Here is a 16,253-nt window from a genome sequence, read left to right on the forward strand (position 1 = left end):
CCCCTCCAGAACAAGGTTCAGTATCTGTGCTCTCTTCGCTTCTCGCTCGGTCAAATGTAGTCCTCTCATGGACTGACATATTCACTGAGCAGTTACCTACTGACAATATCACTGAGCAAAGACAGACAGATTCACTGCCCCTTGACAACTGCTGGCGGAGCGCGTACCGTGCGTCTTTTGGGAGAGCCTTGCGGATTCGACACTAAACCCTACCCAAGTCCCACGGGATCGATATCGATCGTCCACCCGTTCGGCACAGGCAGTTTCTCCAGGAGCTCACGAGGGTAGTCGCCGCGTAACATGATCTGCCATCGGAAGTGCCCGCGGATACGCGAGGGGAAGGCCGGCATGGGACCCAGAACAGCGATATGGCGCAGCTCCCACGAGTCGCGCTGGTCGCGGATCTGGTCGGCGAACCGCAGCGCCTCCCGCTCGGCGATGGCGTTGTTCACGTGGCCGTACAGCAAGCGCACTATGCGGCTGAATGGCGGGTTCCCCTGCTCCCGGCGGTGTGCAATCTCCTGCGTGTAAAAGGCCTCATACTCCTGGCGCGCAGCCGCCCGGACGGCGTAATTCTCAGGCTGGAATGTCTGCACTACCACCTTCCCAGCCTTCGTGCCGCGCCCTGCCCGTCCCGCCACCTGAAAGACGATCTGGAAGGTCCGCTCGCCCGCCCTGTATTCAGGCACACCGAGTCCAACGTCCGCGGAGACGACTCCAACGAGGGTCACCGATGGGAAGTGCAGGCCCTTGGCGATCATCTGCGTGCCCACGAGAAAGTTGAACCTGCCGGAGCGGAAGTACTCCAGCAGGTTTTCATATTCCGCCGGGCCGGTGGCGGTATCCCTGTCCCACCGCAGCACCCTGGCGCCCGGAAAGCGCCCGTTGATCTCCTCAACAACGGACTGTGTTCCGATGCCGTAGAAGTTGAGCTTGAATTCGAGGCACTTGGGGCACATTTTGGGCGGGATGCGGCGCAGGGCACAGTAGTGGCATATCAGCCGATTTTCGTCCTTATGATAGGTCATTGCAACGTCGCACCTGCGGCAGCGGAGCCCGTAGCCGCAGTTGGAGCATTGCATGTATGAGGAGGATCCGCGCCTGTTGAGGAACAGGATGCCCTGCGATTCGGTCTCGATGCACTCCGCCATTGCCGCCTGGAGCTCGCGGCTGAACATCCCGCGGTTACCCTCTTTGAGCTCCTTCCGCATGTCCACTATGCTCACGGTCGCCAGTCCGGCGGCTGTTTTGCCCCCGCCGCCGTTCCCCGACACGCGGTCAGGCAGCTTGAGCAACCGGTGTCGCCCCTCGACAGCATGGAAGTAAGACACGACATCCGGCGAAGCGCTTCCCAGCACCACGGCCGCGCCGGTGAGCTCGGCCAGCTTGAGCGCCACCGTCCGGGAATGATATCGCGGGCTTGCTTCGTGCTGTTTGTATGTCCACTCGTGCTCCTCATCGAGCACAATCAGCCCCAGGTCCGGCTGGGGGGCAAATATCGCGCTGCGGGAGCCGATGACGACGCCGTAGTCGCCGCGATGGATCTTGTGCCACTGGTCGAAGCGCTGCCCCGCCGAGAGGCCGCTGTGGAGTACAGCCACGTTGCCCGGGAAGCGCGTGGCGAACCGCTCCACCGTCTGGGGCGTCAACGCGATCTCAGGGACCAGGACGATTGCCCGTTTCCCTGAACTTATCGCATGGCGCACGGCGTCCAGGTAGACCTCGGTCTTGCCGCTGCCTGTCACCCCCTCGAGAAGCAACACCCTGGGGCGCCGGGCAACGTTATCCATCGTGGCCCTGATCTCCGCGGCGGCCCGGTCCTGGGCGGGAGTAAGCGCGACCGGAAGCGACGGCTGGAATACCTTACCGTCCAGAGGGTCGCGGTCAACCGGCAGGGTCTCTTTGATCACCCAGCCCTTCTGGAGGATGGAAGTAACTGCGCTGGCCCCGAACTCCTCACGGGCCTCCGGCAGGCCCATCGACACGCCGGATTCCAGTAATGCGTCCAGTAGCCCCGCCTGCTTGGGAGCGCGGTATGAGAGGACCTCGATCTCGCTTGCGACCATTGTCGTGAATTCGGGGGAGAGCCTGATGGCCTGGCGCGTCTTGGGGCGGATGGATTCCCCCACCCATTCGTCCCTGCGGCTTACAAGGCCCATCTGCACCAGGCGGCGAGCGGCCGCGCGGGCGCCCTGCCCGAGCCCGGCGACGAGCTGGGGCTCTTCCACCTTGTTGTGCGACTTGATGTACGCGATGACGCGGTCCTGGTACGGGTTGAGGCGAGTTACGCCCTGAGGGACACTATTGGTCAGCTCATAGAAGATGCGCTGCCTGACGCGGCCTCCGGGGGGTAGCATGGGCGCCGCGGCGGCGAAAAGCGAGCAGATGTAATAGTCGCTCGTCCACCGGACCAACTCCATTTGCACGCGGCTTAGCGGCGGGCTGGACTCGATGATCCCGGTAATTTCCCGGGTCTCGGGGAATTGTGGCTGGTCTGCGGTCTGAATCACCAGGCCCTGCAGCACGCGCCTCCCGAAGGGGACCTGGACAAGGTGACCAGGTCGCGCCTGGAGGCGCTCCGGGACCTGGTAGCTGAAGGTCCGGCCCGGCTCTACCGGCGCGTCGACCGCCACTTCCGCGAACCTGCGCCATTGCTCAGACTGGCTTGCCATGGTTACCTCGGTTTCTCCCCTCCGCCCCACCGCCACCGCATACAACAATCATATCAAGTCGCCGTGCGTCCCGTCATAAAGGGAAATAAAAAGGCTCCCGCGCATTTCCGCGTGGGAGCCTTTTTGCTATCGGATGCTTGCGATCAGGCCTTGGGCTTTGCAGCCTGGGGCAATGCGGAGCGCTTCTCCTTGATCCTGGCGTTGCGGCCGGAACGGCCGCGCAGGTAGAAGAGCTTGGCGCGGCGAACATCGCCCCTGCGGATGAGCTTTACGCCCTCAACCACGATGGAGTGGATGAGGAAAGTGCGCTCTATGGCGGTCTCCTGTACGGCTCGGCGGACGGTGAACGTCTCGCCCGGGCCGTGGCCGCGCTTGCGTATGACCACGCCTTCGAAGTTCTGTGTCCTGGTCCTGTCGCCCTCGGTGACCTTCACGCTGACGCGGACGGTATCACCGGGGTCGAAATTCTCGATCTTGGGGTTTCGCTCAAGGTTAAAAAGGTGATGGGCGTCCAAAATGAAACCGTCCTGGATTAGCTTACTGGTATGCTATGCGCAAAACTGTATTATTGTATATTGCGGCACCCACAAACGCAAGCCGCTCCCGTAACGGCGCGTGGGCTCAGTATTGCCCACACTTCTTTTTAGCATCGGGCCAGCCAAAACTAAAGGTAGGCTCGCGGACTAGGCCTTGACGAATGTCCACCACGCCGGGGCGATCCACAGGTGCCCTTCGTGGTCCCCCGCTGTGCCTATGACCAGGCCGTCCGCCCCGCGCCTTACGGTGACCATGTAGTTGTGGCCGTCTGCTGCCGGCAGGGACTCCATGCCCACGAAGTACTTTTCACTCATCGGCTGGTCCGGGTACTGAAGCCTGAGCTACAGTGCAATCTCCAGGGTGCAGTGCTTCAGGCCCATTCTGGACGCGGCCGCGAACACGACCGGCTTGGTGGAACCGTTGGGCTCGCCCGTGAGCTGCGTGGTGGTTATCTGTACCAGCTCAACTACCGCTGGCGCTGGTGAGACCGACAGCTCCGCCCTTTCGAACATCTTAATCGCCTTGCCGGTGATTGCGAAGCCGCCCTTCTCAAATGCCCGCATGAAGTCGTCCTTCGTCTTTAACCCTGTGCCCACCTTGATCGTCTTCCACGTTTCCAATGTGCTCATCTGACACTCCCCGCTTGAAATGTTGTTGACGGCCGGACCGTTAGCCAATGAAATGGGGTCCCCCGTTTTGTCCGGAGGACCCCATTTTAGACCTAAATCGTAATTGTGCGCGTATCCGGCAGGCTGTCGGCTATTCGCACTTGTTGTAGCCGCAGGAGGCGCAGCGCATGCACCCCTCCTGCATAATGAGCGAACCGGCGGAGCACTGCGGGCACTTGGGGCCGCGCTTTGCCTCGCCAGTCTTGGCTGCCACCGTCGCCAGCCCAACCGCCTGCGCGGTTGACGCCTTGCGAGGGTCGCTGGTGGGCTTTGCGGAAGCGGGGAACAGCCCAAGCTGCGCTTCCGCCTGCGGGGCGGCCACGCCGCCCGAGGACCCTTCCAGGTGCCTGCTCAGCACCAGCGAGAGAGCGTCCGGGGACGAGCGGACTAGCGTGCCGCCGTCCCACGCCGGGCAGCAGGTGATGCCGTGCAGGTGCTCCACTACCTGGTTCGGGTCGATGCCCGCGCGGAGCGCGAGCGTCGCCAGGCGGGAGATCGCCTCAAGCTGTGCGGAGTCGCAGCCGCCTGCCTTGCCCATCGTGGTGAACACCTCGAAGGGCTTGCCGTCGTCGTCGTAATTGATCGTGATGAACATGTTGCCGTGGCCGGTGCGGACGCGCTCGGTGACGCCTCGGACGACGGCAGGGCGCTGCCTCTCGACGAGCAGGCTATTGACCGTCTGCGCCTGGGCCTCGGCCGCCTTCTTGTCCGGCTGACTGCCCACTGCTGACTGCTCACTGCTGCCCTTGGTCTTTTCCTTGCCGGCCGTCAGAACTTCCATGTCGCGGCTGCCGGCGCGGTAGACCGTGATGCCCTTGCAGGCAAGCTCCCAGGCCAGCATGTAGGACTGCCGGACATCGTCCTCGGTGGCGGAGTTCGGGAAGTTGATCGTTTTGGAGATTGCGGCGTCCACGCTCTCCTGGAACGCGGCCTGCATCCGCACGTGCATCTCTGGTGAGATATCGGACGCGGTGACGAAGACGCGCTTTGCCCAGCCGGGCACGTCCTGCCGCTCCTGGAGCGAGCCGCCGTCCGCCAGGTACTTCATCAGGTCGTCGCTGTAGAAGCCGCCCTCGACGGCGGCCTGCTTGAAGCCCTCGTCCAAGTACAGGAGGCTCTCGCCGCCCAGGATGTTGTGCTTGTGGTAGCAGAGCGAGAAGAGCGGCTCGATGCCGCTGGAGCACCCGGCGATCATGGAGATTGTGCCGGTGGGCGCGACCGTCAGGCGGCAGGCGTTGCGCATCTTCGGCATGCCGGGGGCATCGAAGATGCTGCCCTTGAATGCCGGGAACGTGCCGCGCTCGCCCGCGAGCTCCTCGGACATCTTGTCCGACTCTTCCTTGATGAACTTCATGATGCCGCGGCCGATCTCCAGCCCCTCGGCGGAGTCGTACGCGACGCGCATCTTGGCGAGCATGTCCGCGAAGCCCATAACGCCCAGGCCGATCTTGCGCGTGGAGCGTGTCATCTTCTCGATCTTGTCCACCGAGTAGACGTTGGCGTCGATGACGTTGTCCAGGAAGCGCGTGGCGATGCGCGTGACCTCGCGCAGGCGGTCGTAGTCCAGCACGGTCCTGCCGTGCTTTTCGACGACGAACAGCGCCAGATTGATGGACCCGAGGTTGCAGGACTCATACGGCAGCAGCGGCTGTTCCCCGCACGGGTTGGTGGCGGTCATGCGGCCTATGTGCGGCGTGGGGTTCTTGTGGTTGACCCAGTCCAGGAAGATGACGCCGGGCTCACCGTTGCGCCACGCGCCCTTGATGATCTTGTCGAAGACCTCGCGCGCGTCCAGCTCACCGACCTTCTTGGCGGACTGCGGGTCGCGGAGGTCGTACTTCGTCCCGGCCCGCACGGCCTCCATGAACTCGTGGCTTGCCCCGACGGAGATGTTGAAGTTGTGTATCACGCCCTCGGTCTTCTTGCAGTCGATGAACTCCAGGATGTCCGGGTGGTGCACATCCATGACGGCCATGTTTGCGCCGTCGCGCTTGCCGCCCTGGGTCACCAGCGTGGAGACCGAGGAGAGGTGGCGCAGGACGGCGATGGGGCCGCAGGCCTTGCCGTGGGTGGTGGAGACTGGCGAGCCCTTCGCGCGGATCTTCGAAAGGGCGAAGCCGGTGCCTCCGCCGAACTTCTGGACCATCGCCGTCTCGTGGGCGGTGGTCATGATGCCGTCCATCGTGTCGTCCAGGCCCATGACGAAGCACGCGGAAAGGGTGCCGGAGCCGGAGCCGTCGGCCTTGTAGATGCCCGCGTTCATGAGTGTGGGCGAGTTGGGGACGAACTCCAGCGTGGACATGATCGAGTAGAACTTCTGCTCCCACTTGATCGCGTCCGCCTCGCCGCCCTGGTAGCCGTACTCCGGCTTGGCGATGGCCTTGGCGACGCGGTGTAGCATGCCCGCCGCGTCCTCCACGATCTCGCCCTTGGCGTTCTTGCGGAAGTAGCGCTTCTTGAGGACGACAAGCGCGTTCTCGGTGAGGTCTATATGGCCGTTGCCGTTATGGCCGGCGCCGTTGCCGTTGACTGCCACAACGTGAGCCTTCCCGTTAGCAACCGCGGCCGTCCTTTCCTTCTCTGACAGCATCTTTTGGCTCCTGTTTATCTCTTGCTGGCTGGGTTCCTGCCGATTATATACATCACTTTGGAACATTTGGTCTATGTGCGACTAACGTGTACTGCGCTACCCCGCCGCTTCCACCGCCCGCCTCCTGCCCCTCCGCTTCTTCGGCGCCTTCGGCTGATCTTCCTCCATTACCTGGAGGAAGGAGAGCTGGTTGCTCGGCTCCTTCTCGGCTTCCTCAGGGTCCAGGAGCGCCTTGATCTCCTGCTGGAAGGTCTCTATATCCTTGAACTCGCGGTAGACGCTCGCGAAGCGGATATAGGCGACGCGGTCGATCTTCTTTAGGCGCTCCATCGCCATTTCGCCGACGACGCTGCTGGGTATCTCAGACCGGCCCAGGTCCGTCAGATCGGCCTCGATATCATTGACGGCCTTATCGATGGTGCCGGTCTGGAGCGGCCTCTTGGCGCATGCCTTGGCGATGCTCGCCCACAGCTTGTCCCTGCTGAACTCTTCCCGGCGGCCGTCGCGCTTGATGATGATCAGCGCCCTGGTCTGGACCCTCTCGTAGGTGGTGTACCTGCGCTCGCAGCCGAGGCATTCGCGGCGGCGGCGGATGCCATCGATCGACTCCCGGGAGTCGATTACCTTGGAGTCGTTGTAGTTACAGTAGGGACAATGCATATGACTTTATTCTAGCGCGGCACCACAACTCTTCGTGTAGGAGCCACAGTGTAGACACTACCTGTAGCGTTTGTCAATACGGTCTTATACTTAAGCAATGGTGAAATCTATCACTAAAACTAATCTATATACTAACCGGCGGAAAGGGTTTCAGGGGAGTGCGCGGAGTGTAAAACAGCGGTCTCAGAAAGTGCAAGGTGGGGAGTCGGGAGATTCGAGCGGCAAAAAGTAAATGGGGGGGGGCGGCGAGGAACGCCTGAGACTAGTTGGGAGAGGTAACCGGCCTTTGCAAGAGCTCAACTCTCAAGGATGAGGCCGCTGCGATAGTCCGAAAGTCATCATCAAAAGTAACCAGCATTGCGTTGTGATAAATAGCGGTCGTAGCGATGAGCAGGTCCATGGCGCCGGCTTTGAAGCCTCGGTCACTGCATGCCTGGTCAAGCGCAATTCCGGCAGACCACAGGTCCGAAGGCGTCGATAGCATCGGAAAGGCCTCAAACTGGCTCTTGAGTATGTCGATTTCCCGAGAGGAGGCGTATCGAAGGACTTCAAATACTACCGGCTCAGCGAGAGAGGCGTCCGCGCGCAGTATGTGCGGAGCGATGAACTGCTTAAGCGATTGCGGAGAACGGGCGCGGGTGAAGTCGATCCAGAGGCTAGTGTCGATAAGTGTGACCATCAGCTACGCCATGCCTCGTCGCGTCTCTGCTCGATGCGGCGGTCCTTCTCCTGCCCAGCCTCGAATGAGTCGATGTCGACGCCCCACTCGCCGGAGATGAACTTCTGCGCAATGCGCTCGCGCCGCTTCAGCATGAGAGCGTCCGTGACAATCTTTCGGACGGCAGGACCCTTCTTCGATTCGCCGGTCGCCTGTATGATTTCCTCAAGCTCCGCGTCGGATATTTCAACTGTGATTTTCATATTCTCATTGTAGAGATATCCTAAACTTCTGTCCACTAAATCAGTATGTGACCACCAACAAAGCCATCAGGGGCCCCGGATTTCCGGGGTCCCTGACAATAGTGATGTCTTCTGCCTGGCCTACTACCTACTACTAACTACCAACTTCCTCCCTACCTGAAGAACTGGCTCTTCTGGGCGGTGGCCTTGGCGGCGATCGGCGCCGCGACGGGGACTGCCGTGCGGTACTTGGCCACGCGGCGGAGGAACGGAGGGAGGTCGATCTCCGAGTTCTCCGACTCGATGGCGCTCTTGAGCAGGTTGCGCAGGGTGTCGTCCTTGTCCTGCACGGCATCCGCGGTCGGGAAGCCGGTTGCGACGACGGTCAGCTTGACCTCGTTCTCCATCTTGGGGTCCGTGGTCATGCCGAAGATGATGTTCGCGTCCGGGTCCACGACGCGCTGGATGACCTCAGCAGCCTCGTGCAGTTCGGACAGGCGCAGGTCGCTGCCGCCGGTGATGTTGAACAGGACGCCCTTCGCGCCCTCGATGGAGACATCGAGCAGCGGGTTGGCGATGGCGTGCTGGGCAGCCTCTTTGGCGCGGTTCTCGCCCTTGCCCCAGCCGATGGACATCCACGCCGGGCCGGCGTCGCGCATGATCGCTTGCACGTCCGCGAAGTCCAGGTTGATCTCGCCCGGGACCGTGATCAGCTCGGCGATAGACTGAACGCCGAGGCGGAGGACGTCGTCCGCCATCTTGAAGGCGTTGGACGTGGTGATCTGCTCATCGCAGATGACGTGCAGCCGCTCGTTGGGGATGCACAGGAGAGTGTCCACGTGCTGGCGGAAGCGGCCGATGCCGGCCTCGGCCTGGCGCATCCTGCGAAGGCCTTCGAAGGTGAACGGTGTGGTGACGACACCGACGGTCAGCGCACCGGTCTCCTTTACAATCTCCGCCACCACAGGCGCGGCGCCGGTGCCCGTGCCGCCGCCCATGCCGGCCGCGATGAAGACCATATCGGAATCGCGAAGGGCCTCATACAGCTCCTCGCGGCTCTCCTCCGCGGCCTTCATGCCGACCTCCGGGTTTCCGCCCACGCCCTTGCCGCCGGTAAGGATATCGCCGATGCCTATCCGAAGCGGGACCTCGCAGTGCAGCAGCGCCTGCGTGTCCGTGTTGCATACCAGGTATTCGATGCCCGGGATGCGCTCCCGGTACATGCGAGAGACGGCGTTCGAGCCGCCGCCGCCCACGCCGATGACTTTGATTTTTGCGCCGTATTCTGGTTCGCGTCCGTTAACTGGCATTCAGGACCCTCCCTTTATTTCCTTCCGAAGAACGATAATTTCTTTATGATCGCCGAGAAGAAGCTCCCACCCTTGCGGGAGCTGTCTTCCACTTCAGCCTTGATGTCTTTGGCCGTGACCGGGTGGTAGTCCGTCATGGCCCACTGGAGCATGCCCAGCACTGTGGAGTAGGCGGGGGCCCGCAGCTCCGGAGGCATGACGCCGCGGACGGTGGGCATGCCCTGCCGGACGGAGATGCCTAGCCCGCGCTGCACGAGCGCCGCAAAGCCGGACATGTTGGACGCCCCTCCGGTGAGCACGATGCGGTGGTTCGAAGGATCGCCCATGCGGTCGTCTTCCAGCATGAGCTTCAGCAGCCTCGTCAGCTCCATCGCGCGCTCGCGGGCGAGCTGGCAGATCTCCATGCGCTGGACCTTTAGCTCCGCGCCGCGTCCCACGATGGGGAGCGAGACGGGCTCGTCGCCCGCCAGCGCGGAGGCCTGGACGTCCACGTTCGCGTACTTCACCTTCGCGACCTCTGCGGCCTCGTACGTCGTGTTGAAGGTGAGCGCGATGTCGTTGGTGAACTGGTAGCCGCCGACTGGGATGACGCCGGAATAGTAGATTGCGCCGTTCTTGAAGACCACTACGTCCGTTGTGCCGCCGCCGATGTCCACGAGGATCGCGCCGCGCTCCTTCTCTTCGGGCGTAAGGACCGCGAGCGCGCTGGCGAGGGGCTCCAGGACGAGGCTGGCGACTTTGACGCCGGCCGCCTCCACGGTCTGCTGCAGCCTGTTAAGGAAGGCTGCCGCGCCGGTGACCATGTGCGTCTCGACCTCAACCTCGCGGCTGTGCATGCCAACGGGGTTGCGGATGCCGGTCTCGCCGTCCAGCGCGTAGCTGATGCGTATGGCGTGGATTAGCCGCCGGCCCGGGTCGGAGACGGCCTCGGTGGCCGCCTCGGGAGTGCGGTACATGTCCTTCTGCGTGATAACTCGGCCGCCGCTCGCGGGCTCCAGCCTGTCGCGCCGGTTCTCGAAGTCCACGTGAGAGCCGGTGACGCCCACAAAGGCGGACTTTATGCGGTAGCCGGTCCTCTTCTCAAGGTCCAGGACGCACTGGCGGATCGCCGCCTCGGTGGCCGAGGTGTCGGTCACGTTGCCTTTCTTGAGGCCGTGGCTTGGGACGATGGCGTAGTCGATGACCTCCAGGCCGTTCGCGCCGAGCTTGCGGGCAAGCACCGTGCAGATCTTTGTGGTGCCCACGTCAATGGCGGCGAAGAGGTCGACGGTGGATGAGATGGGCCTCGGGGTGTACGACTCCCCGCGTCCGGCCGGGGTGAAATCGGGTCGCGAAGGCAACGGGCCGGATGGCCCCCCCTCCAGTGTCGGCCTGGTCAGCGTGTTTCCTTTTGCCATTTGTCATCCCCCTGCAAACTTACAACCGTTCAGCAATTCTGATTCGAGCGCTGCGGCTTCTGGGATTTTCTTCAATCTCTTTTTCTGTCGGAGTGATGACCTTGCGGGTCAGCACCCTGATGCTGGCTTTGTGGCCGCACACGCATACCGGGACCTCCGGCGGGCATATGCAGTCCCTGCTCTCCTGCGCGAAAAAGGTCTTCGCCAGCCTGTCCTCCAGCGAGTGGTAGCTGATGACGACCAGTCTGCCGCCGGGCTTGAGGACGTTCACGGCCTCCACGAGGCCGTTCTCAACATTCTCGAGCTCTTTGTTAATCGCGATCCGAATCGCCTGGAACGTCCGCGTCGCCGGGTGCACCTGCCCCGGCCTCGGCCGCCCCATCACCCGCTCCACCGCCTTCACCAGGTCCGCCGTGGTCTCCACCGGCCGGGCGGACACGATCGACCTTGCGATCTTCCTGGACCTGGGCTCCTCGCCGAAGCGGAAGATGATGTCCGCCAGGTCCCGCTCGCTTGCGCCGTTGACGAGCTGGTGGGCGGACCGCCCTTTCGTGTTATCGAACCTCATGTCCAGCGGCCCGGGCCTTGCGAAGCTGAAGCCCCTCTCCGGGGTCTCAAGCTGCAGGGACGATAGCCCCAGGTCCATCAGGACACCGTCCGCCGCGCCGAGCCCGCGCTCCTGCGCCAACCTGCCCATATCAACGTAGGTGCCGTGGACAAGGACGGCCCTCTCGCCGAACCGCTCCAGCCGTTTGGCCGCCTTCGCAATCGCCTGCGTGTCCAGGTCCGTACCCATGACCGTGGGCGGCGGCGTTGCCGCTTCCAGAATCGCCTCTGTGTGGCCGCCCTCGCCCAGCGTGCCGTCTATATAGAACCCGCCGGGCTTCACCTGGAGGCCTTCGAGCACCTCGGCCACCATCACCGGCCTGTGGACTATGTCCATCCAGTCACCGCCCGCCTTCCCCCGCTTCCGTATCGCTGGTCCTTTAGTCGTTTAAGGTAGCCATCCGGACAGCGTGGTAAACTAATGGCGGCACTTCCCGAACGTACACGCAATATCCCAGACGGCAGTTGTGACACGCAAGGGGTTTCTAACCCTTGTTTAAGACAAATTTTAGACGTTGTTCAGTCCTTCAAGGTAGCGACAATGACCATACCGCACAAGCACGCGTTCCGTGTAGCCATCCTCACCATCAGCGATGCCGGCGCGAAGGGTGAGCGGGTCGACACCAGCGGCGAGGTGATCGTCGAGATGGCCGCCAGGGCTGGGCTGGCCCAGGTGGCGCGGGACATCGTGCCGGACGAGAAGGACCAGATAGCGGCGAAGGTGGCGAAGTGGTGCGACAGCGGCGAGGTGGACGTTGTGCTGAGCACGGGCGGCACCGGCCTGGGCCCGCGCGACGTAACGCCGGAGGCGATACGGTCCATCATCCAGTTCGAGGTGCCGGGCATCCCCGAGGCGATGCGGATGAAGACGCTTGAGAAGACGCAGATGGCGATGATCAGCCGCTCCGTCGCCGGCGTGCGCTCCGGTTGCCTCATCATCACCCTGCCCGGATCGCCCAAGGGCGTCCGGGAGTGCCTCGAAATCGCGATGCCGGTCATCCCCCACGCCCTTGAGATCCTGAAAGGGTGGAGGGTGGGACATCCGACCGCCTGAAAGGCGGAATTGCGAATAGTGAATTGAGAATAGTGAGTTGAACAGCCGAAGCGGACCCGACTCCCTATATTACAATTCACTATTCACTATTCTAAATTCACTATTCCATCATGCGTTTTCACATCCTTACCATATTCCCGGACATGTTCACAGCGCCGTTTGCGGAGGGTGTCGTTGCGCGCGGCAAGCAGAAGGGCATCCTGGACATCGTCGTGCACGATATCCGCGACTTCACGCACGACAGGCACCGGACGGTGGACGACTACACTTTCGGCGGCGGCTTCGGGATGCTGATGAAGCCCCAGCCGCTCTTCGAGGCGGTGGAGGCTGTGCGCGCGCGGCCGGAGGCCAACCCCGCGAGCCCGGTCATACTGCTCTCGCCCCAGGGGCGACCGCTCACGCAGAAGATAGTGGAAGGGTTTGCGAAGCTGGACGAGATCGTCATGATATGCGGGCGGTACGAGGGGGTGGACGAGCGGGTCCGGGAGCACCTGGTGACGGACGAGATCAGCATCGGCGACTACGTTCTCAGCGGCGGCGAGCTGGCGGCGATGGTGATTGTGGACGCCGTCTCCCGCCTCCTGCCGGGCGTCCTGGGCTCCATAGAGTCTTCGCAGGACGACTCCCACACTACCGGGCTGCTCCAGTACCCGCAGTACACCCGCCCTGCGGAGTTCCGCGGCTGGAAGGCGCCCGAGATCCTCCTCTCCGGCAACCACGCCGCAATCGAAAAGTGGCGCCGCCGCGAGTCCCTCCGCAAAACGCTCCATCTTCGCCCCGACATGCTGGACAAAGCAGAGCTAAGCGATGAGGACAGACGCAGGCTGGAGGAGATGAGGGGGGGCCAGACGTAAGGGCCACAAGCCGTCTACGACCTTCACGTCTGGTTACGTTGGCGGCGGCAATCGCACCGGCACCGGTCCTGTCTGGGGCGGCCTGTAGACAATGTCTGACATGCCAATCTTGGCCATGAGTGCCGCGTACCCTCGGTGAACGGCATCCATTTTGGCACTCGGGCTTCCAGAGATCTTTCCGAGCGCCGCCCACTGGGCTACTGTATACTCCATCGCGGTGACTATGAATTTTGTCGCCCAAGTCTCATTTGTTTCACTTGCACTTAGAATGGAGTAATCGCTCGGTTGCGGACCAGAAGTCGTGGAATAAGTGAAATGCGCATAAGGGCAGAAGAAATCCAACCATCGTGCTGTTCCCCAGCCAGAAAACGCAGCAGAGAACGTGTCAAGACGCCCCTGTATTGACGACGGCATTCCCGATATTTTAGGCATCAGGTCGTACGAATCAGCTGGGTCTTCTTCAATGCCTGAGTACTGACCCGGCTGAGTATTGCCGTTATCGCCGTCATTCGGCCACGGAGCAGAACTCGCAAGATTAAGCGTGCCGATGGTTGCGGCATTCACAGCCCATGCCATACCTATCCCGCGGTGGTCCTGAACGCAGTTGAGACAAGTGGAAAACGCAGCGTAAAATTTGTGATGAAGTGCTTCATGAAGTATTAGCCATGCAATGTCCTGCACTTGCACCGTCGGGTCAGTCACGAATCCAGTGCGGAGCAGGATCTCTTTCGACGCTTTGGGCGTTGTTCTCGCCCAATGGTATCCAAATGAAGCAAAACTGATCGGAACTTGAGGGATAGTGCTGACGAGCCAAATAGCGTTCCACCACCACGCGGTGGTTAAGATACACTTTGAACCGAGTGAAAATTGATCGATTATTGGATCGGTTTCGAACCACGGGGCGAAACCAGGAGGGCTGCCTGGCAACGCCAACAAAAGGTTTTCCTTACATCCCGTCACAACCTCGATAGTATTGATCCCTTGAAAGACGTTGCTCCAACCCCAGGTAGAAATGCGATCCAAAGCGTCATTGAATTTCGCGAGTTCCCCACCGCTTAATCCATTCGTAATAATATCTACATTTGCAATAGGATCATATGAGGCTGTTGCCGATAGGAGGGCTGATTCTAATGATGTTGGGATTCTTGAACCAGCAATTATGGGCAACCGTAATGAGGGCGAGGAAGTGGGGTTCCGAGCCACCCGTCGTGCATCGCTGTCAAAGTCACCGGGACTCGGCTGCGTTACAATAGCAGAAAGCTGAGACATACGTTTTCTTGCCTCCATTCGAACGCATGTGGGGATGGCATCTATCCGACAAATCCACAGCAGAAACCATAGAAGATTACCGCTAGCACCGTAAGGCAGAAGCCGACAACACCAGCAACCCCGTATGCAATTAGGGCCACTACCGCGCCGCGCCCCCGAAATACGTACCCGTTCGCTGGTGCTTTCCTTCGAGAAAAACGCGTCAACTAGGCCACCTGCAACAAAGGCCGCTAGTAGTGTCCAGATAACCCAAGCCTGGAAATGTGAGCCGCAACTCGGGCAATATGGCTTGTTGAACCACGTTCCCTTTAAGATGATCACTACAACCGGCCAGAGAATCGCCACACTAAACGTGCCACAGACAGCAGCCCAGAACCTACCGGAGTCCCTGTTGCTCAATGTCTCTGGAACCCGCGCTCCCAAAACCCTCAAACCTCCGGGATCTAAGTTCGATGACTAGCTCGCCTCTGTCGCTTCCGTCTGCATCAGCGGCGCGATAGTGATGTAGTTCATGTAGAGGTCCCACCAGTCCGCGTCCGTCAGTGCCTTGTTCGCTATGAAGATATCGTCGATGACGCAATTGGCCGGACTGGTAACGGACTTCGTAGTGAAGATTCTCGCGCCAGCCGTGAACGCGGTCGTCTGGCCAAGCATGGGATGGTCCGAAGGTGTCGTGGAGCCTACTGATTTACCGTTCACAATCAGCCGGAACACCCTCGGATTAGTCAGTTTGCTGTATTCTATCGCAACCATGTTGAAGCCAGGGTGAACCAGGGATGGATCGGCTATGTCATATTGGTTAGAGGCGCTGTTGTAGACCCGTGCTTTGAATTTACCATCCGCAACATATATTTGCACGGTGCCCACACTGTCATTGGACATGGCAAGCACGCGGGTGCTGCCATTCAACTTCTGCATCGAGACCCACGCTGCCACAGTTAGCTCATCGCAGCTCGGCCAGCTAACCGCGTTGACCCCAAGGAGCTTGGCGTCAACCAGACCTACTCCTGATGCTGCGCCCCAAGATGAACCTCCCCATGCCAAGTAGTCGACCCCGGTGTATGTCCCTGTCTTCCAGAGCTGGAGTGAGTAGCCGCTCTCATAGATCAAGTACACCCACATTTGCGAAGCGACTTCAATATCCACCGGGCAGTTGAAGTCCATAGTCTTCACGCCGACCGTGTTGAATGCATAGGACTGACTGTCAGCAATTGAATTGGCGGCCACACTGCCCTGGGCCGTATTGGCAGGGGCAACATAAAGCTTGATCGTCGTACTGTTGGTCGTGTTGTAGTGAAGCTGAATCCCGCGGAAGCGCCCGATGGATGTGATGGGGAACGCGAGGTGCGTGTTTCCCGTGCCACCGGTCGCCGAAGTTGGACCGACCGCAATGTCCCTCTGAATGTCGCTTGCAAACGATCCACCGGCAAACTTCACTCCATAGTCCACGAGCCCCGGGACCTGCATTTCGGCCGATGCTGTAATCTGGTCGACAATGAGCGGTTTGCGCCGCATGAAATCCCGGATTAGGAGCCCGTCGTCGGCCAGCGAGTAAAAGTGCATGAGCTTATCGCCGAACTTCTGGAATACCCTCTTTCGAGCGCCGGCAAGCGCATGAATCTTATTATATTCCATCTTCGGCGTCGTCATGTTTGTTTCTCCTGCTTATGCACCTGGGATTGCCGGGTTCAGTTGCCTACCAGTTCACATCATACCCCCCCCCCCCCTCATATCTT

14 protein-coding genes are annotated in these 16,253 nt (G+C 61.0%); 2 read left to right on the forward strand and 12 right to left on the reverse strand.

The features are described 5' to 3' along the window. Positions 1-209: 209 nt before the first annotated feature. The 10 genes from priA to rsmH form a co-directional block, all read right to left on the reverse strand. Positions 210-2,672 (reverse strand): primosomal protein N', encoded by a 2,463-nt coding sequence (gene priA / locus FJ319_11740; protein MBM3934949.1) that lies wholly within the window; start codon positions 2,670-2,672, stop codon positions 210-212. 143 nt (positions 2,673-2,815) lie between these two features. After that, positions 2,816-3,190, reverse strand: coding sequence for a 50S ribosomal protein L19 (locus tag FJ319_11745; protein MBM3934950.1), 375 nt, complete (start codon positions 3,188-3,190; stop codon positions 2,816-2,818). Positions 3,191-3,550: 360 nt separating this feature from the next. Beyond that, a complete protein-coding gene (locus FJ319_11750) occupies positions 3,551-3,838 on the reverse strand; it encodes a hypothetical protein (GenBank protein ID MBM3934951.1) in 288 nt (95 codons plus the stop codon). Positions 3,839-3,968: 130 nt separating this feature from the next. Then, on the reverse strand, positions 3,969-6,368 hold the full coding sequence (locus tag FJ319_11755) for a vitamin B12-dependent ribonucleotide reductase (GenBank protein MBM3934952.1): 2,400 nt from the start codon (positions 6,366-6,368) through the stop codon (positions 3,969-3,971). A gap of 195 nt (positions 6,369-6,563) precedes the next feature. Next, positions 6,564-7,127, reverse strand: a complete 564-nt coding sequence (gene nrdR, locus FJ319_11760) for a transcriptional repressor NrdR (protein ID MBM3934953.1) — start codon at positions 7,125-7,127, stop codon at positions 6,564-6,566. Positions 7,128-7,389: 262 nt separating this feature from the next. After that, positions 7,390-7,806: a PIN domain nuclease gene (locus tag FJ319_11765; GenBank protein ID MBM3934954.1), complete on the reverse strand. Its 417-nt coding sequence runs from the start codon at positions 7,804-7,806 to the stop codon at positions 7,390-7,392. Then, positions 7,806-8,048: a hypothetical protein gene (locus FJ319_11770; GenBank protein ID MBM3934955.1), complete on the reverse strand. Its 243-nt coding sequence runs from the start codon at positions 8,046-8,048 to the stop codon at positions 7,806-7,808. The genes FJ319_11765 and FJ319_11770 overlap by 1 nt, the downstream gene beginning before the upstream one ends. A gap of 152 nt (positions 8,049-8,200) precedes the next feature. Then, a complete protein-coding gene (gene ftsZ / locus FJ319_11775) occupies positions 8,201-9,337 on the reverse strand; it encodes a cell division protein FtsZ (GenBank protein MBM3934956.1) in 1,137 nt (378 codons plus the stop codon). A gap of 14 nt (positions 9,338-9,351) precedes the next feature. Then, the gene (ftsA, locus tag FJ319_11780) at positions 9,352-10,734 is read right to left on the reverse strand and encodes a cell division protein FtsA (GenBank protein ID MBM3934957.1); all 1,383 of its coding nucleotides are present in this window, start codon (positions 10,732-10,734) and stop codon (positions 9,352-9,354) included. Between the two features lie 19 nt (positions 10,735-10,753). Further along, positions 10,754-11,677 carry a 16S rRNA (cytosine(1402)-N(4))-methyltransferase RsmH gene (rsmH, locus tag FJ319_11785; GenBank protein ID MBM3934958.1) on the reverse strand — a complete coding sequence of 308 codons (924 nt, stop codon included), beginning with the start codon at positions 11,675-11,677 and terminating at the stop codon, positions 10,754-10,756. Between the two features lie 204 nt (positions 11,678-11,881). Here rsmH and FJ319_11790 point away from each other — a divergent pair, with 204 nt between their 5' ends. Together FJ319_11790 and trmD are read left to right on the forward strand one after the other, a co-directional pair. Further along, entirely contained in the window at positions 11,882-12,394 is a 513-nt protein-coding gene (locus FJ319_11790) for a MogA/MoaB family molybdenum cofactor biosynthesis protein (protein ID MBM3934959.1), read from the forward strand. A gap of 110 nt (positions 12,395-12,504) precedes the next feature. Next, positions 12,505-13,248 (forward strand): tRNA (guanosine(37)-N1)-methyltransferase TrmD, encoded by a 744-nt coding sequence (trmD, locus tag FJ319_11795; GenBank protein ID MBM3934960.1) that lies wholly within the window; start codon positions 12,505-12,507, stop codon positions 13,246-13,248. Positions 13,249-13,281: 33 nt separating this feature from the next. On the opposite strand, the gene FJ319_11800 is transcribed toward trmD, so the two are convergent. Together FJ319_11800 and FJ319_11805 are read right to left on the reverse strand one after the other, a co-directional pair. Then, entirely contained in the window at positions 13,282-14,415 is a 1,134-nt protein-coding gene (locus FJ319_11800; GenBank protein MBM3934961.1) for a hypothetical protein, read from the reverse strand. Positions 14,416-14,973: 558 nt separating this feature from the next. Next, complete coding sequence (locus FJ319_11805; GenBank protein ID MBM3934962.1) at positions 14,974-16,167, reverse strand: LamG domain-containing protein; 1,194 nt, start codon at positions 16,165-16,167, stop codon at positions 14,974-14,976. Positions 16,168-16,253 lie beyond the last annotated feature (86 nt).

This window comes from SAR202 cluster bacterium, assembly GCA_016872355.1.
Lineage (GTDB): Bacteria > Chloroflexota > Dehalococcoidia > Lucifugimonadales > VGZY01 > VGZY01.

Coding starts and splice junctions, on each gene's coding strand:
- priA (MBM3934949.1), bottom strand. CDS start 2,672: ATGGCAAGCCAGTCTGAGCAATGGCGCAGGTTCGCGGAAGTGGCGGTC.
- FJ319_11750 (MBM3934951.1), bottom strand. CDS start 3,838: ATGAGCACATTGGAAACGTGGAAGACGATCAAGGTGGGCACAGGGTTA.
- nrdR (MBM3934953.1), bottom strand. CDS start 7,127: ATGCATTGTCCCTACTGTAACTACAACGACTCCAAGGTAATCGACTCC.
- FJ319_11765 (MBM3934954.1), bottom strand. CDS start 7,806: ATGGTCACACTTATCGACACTAGCCTCTGGATCGACTTCACCCGCGCC.
- FJ319_11770 (MBM3934955.1), bottom strand. CDS start 8,048: ATGAAAATCACAGTTGAAATATCCGACGCGGAGCTTGAGGAAATCATA.
- ftsZ (MBM3934956.1), bottom strand. CDS start 9,337: ATGCCAGTTAACGGACGCGAACCAGAATACGGCGCAAAAATCAAAGTC.
- ftsA (MBM3934957.1), bottom strand. CDS start 10,734: ATGGCAAAAGGAAACACGCTGACCAGGCCGACACTGGAGGGGGGGCCA.
- rsmH (MBM3934958.1), bottom strand. CDS start 11,677: ATGGACATAGTCCACAGGCCGGTGATGGTGGCCGAGGTGCTCGAAGGC.
- FJ319_11790 (MBM3934959.1), top strand. CDS start 11,882: ATGACCATACCGCACAAGCACGCGTTCCGTGTAGCCATCCTCACCATC.
- trmD (MBM3934960.1), top strand. CDS start 12,505: ATGCGTTTTCACATCCTTACCATATTCCCGGACATGTTCACAGCGCCG.
- FJ319_11805 (MBM3934962.1), bottom strand. CDS start 16,167: ATGACGACGCCGAAGATGGAATATAATAAGATTCATGCGCTTGCCGGC.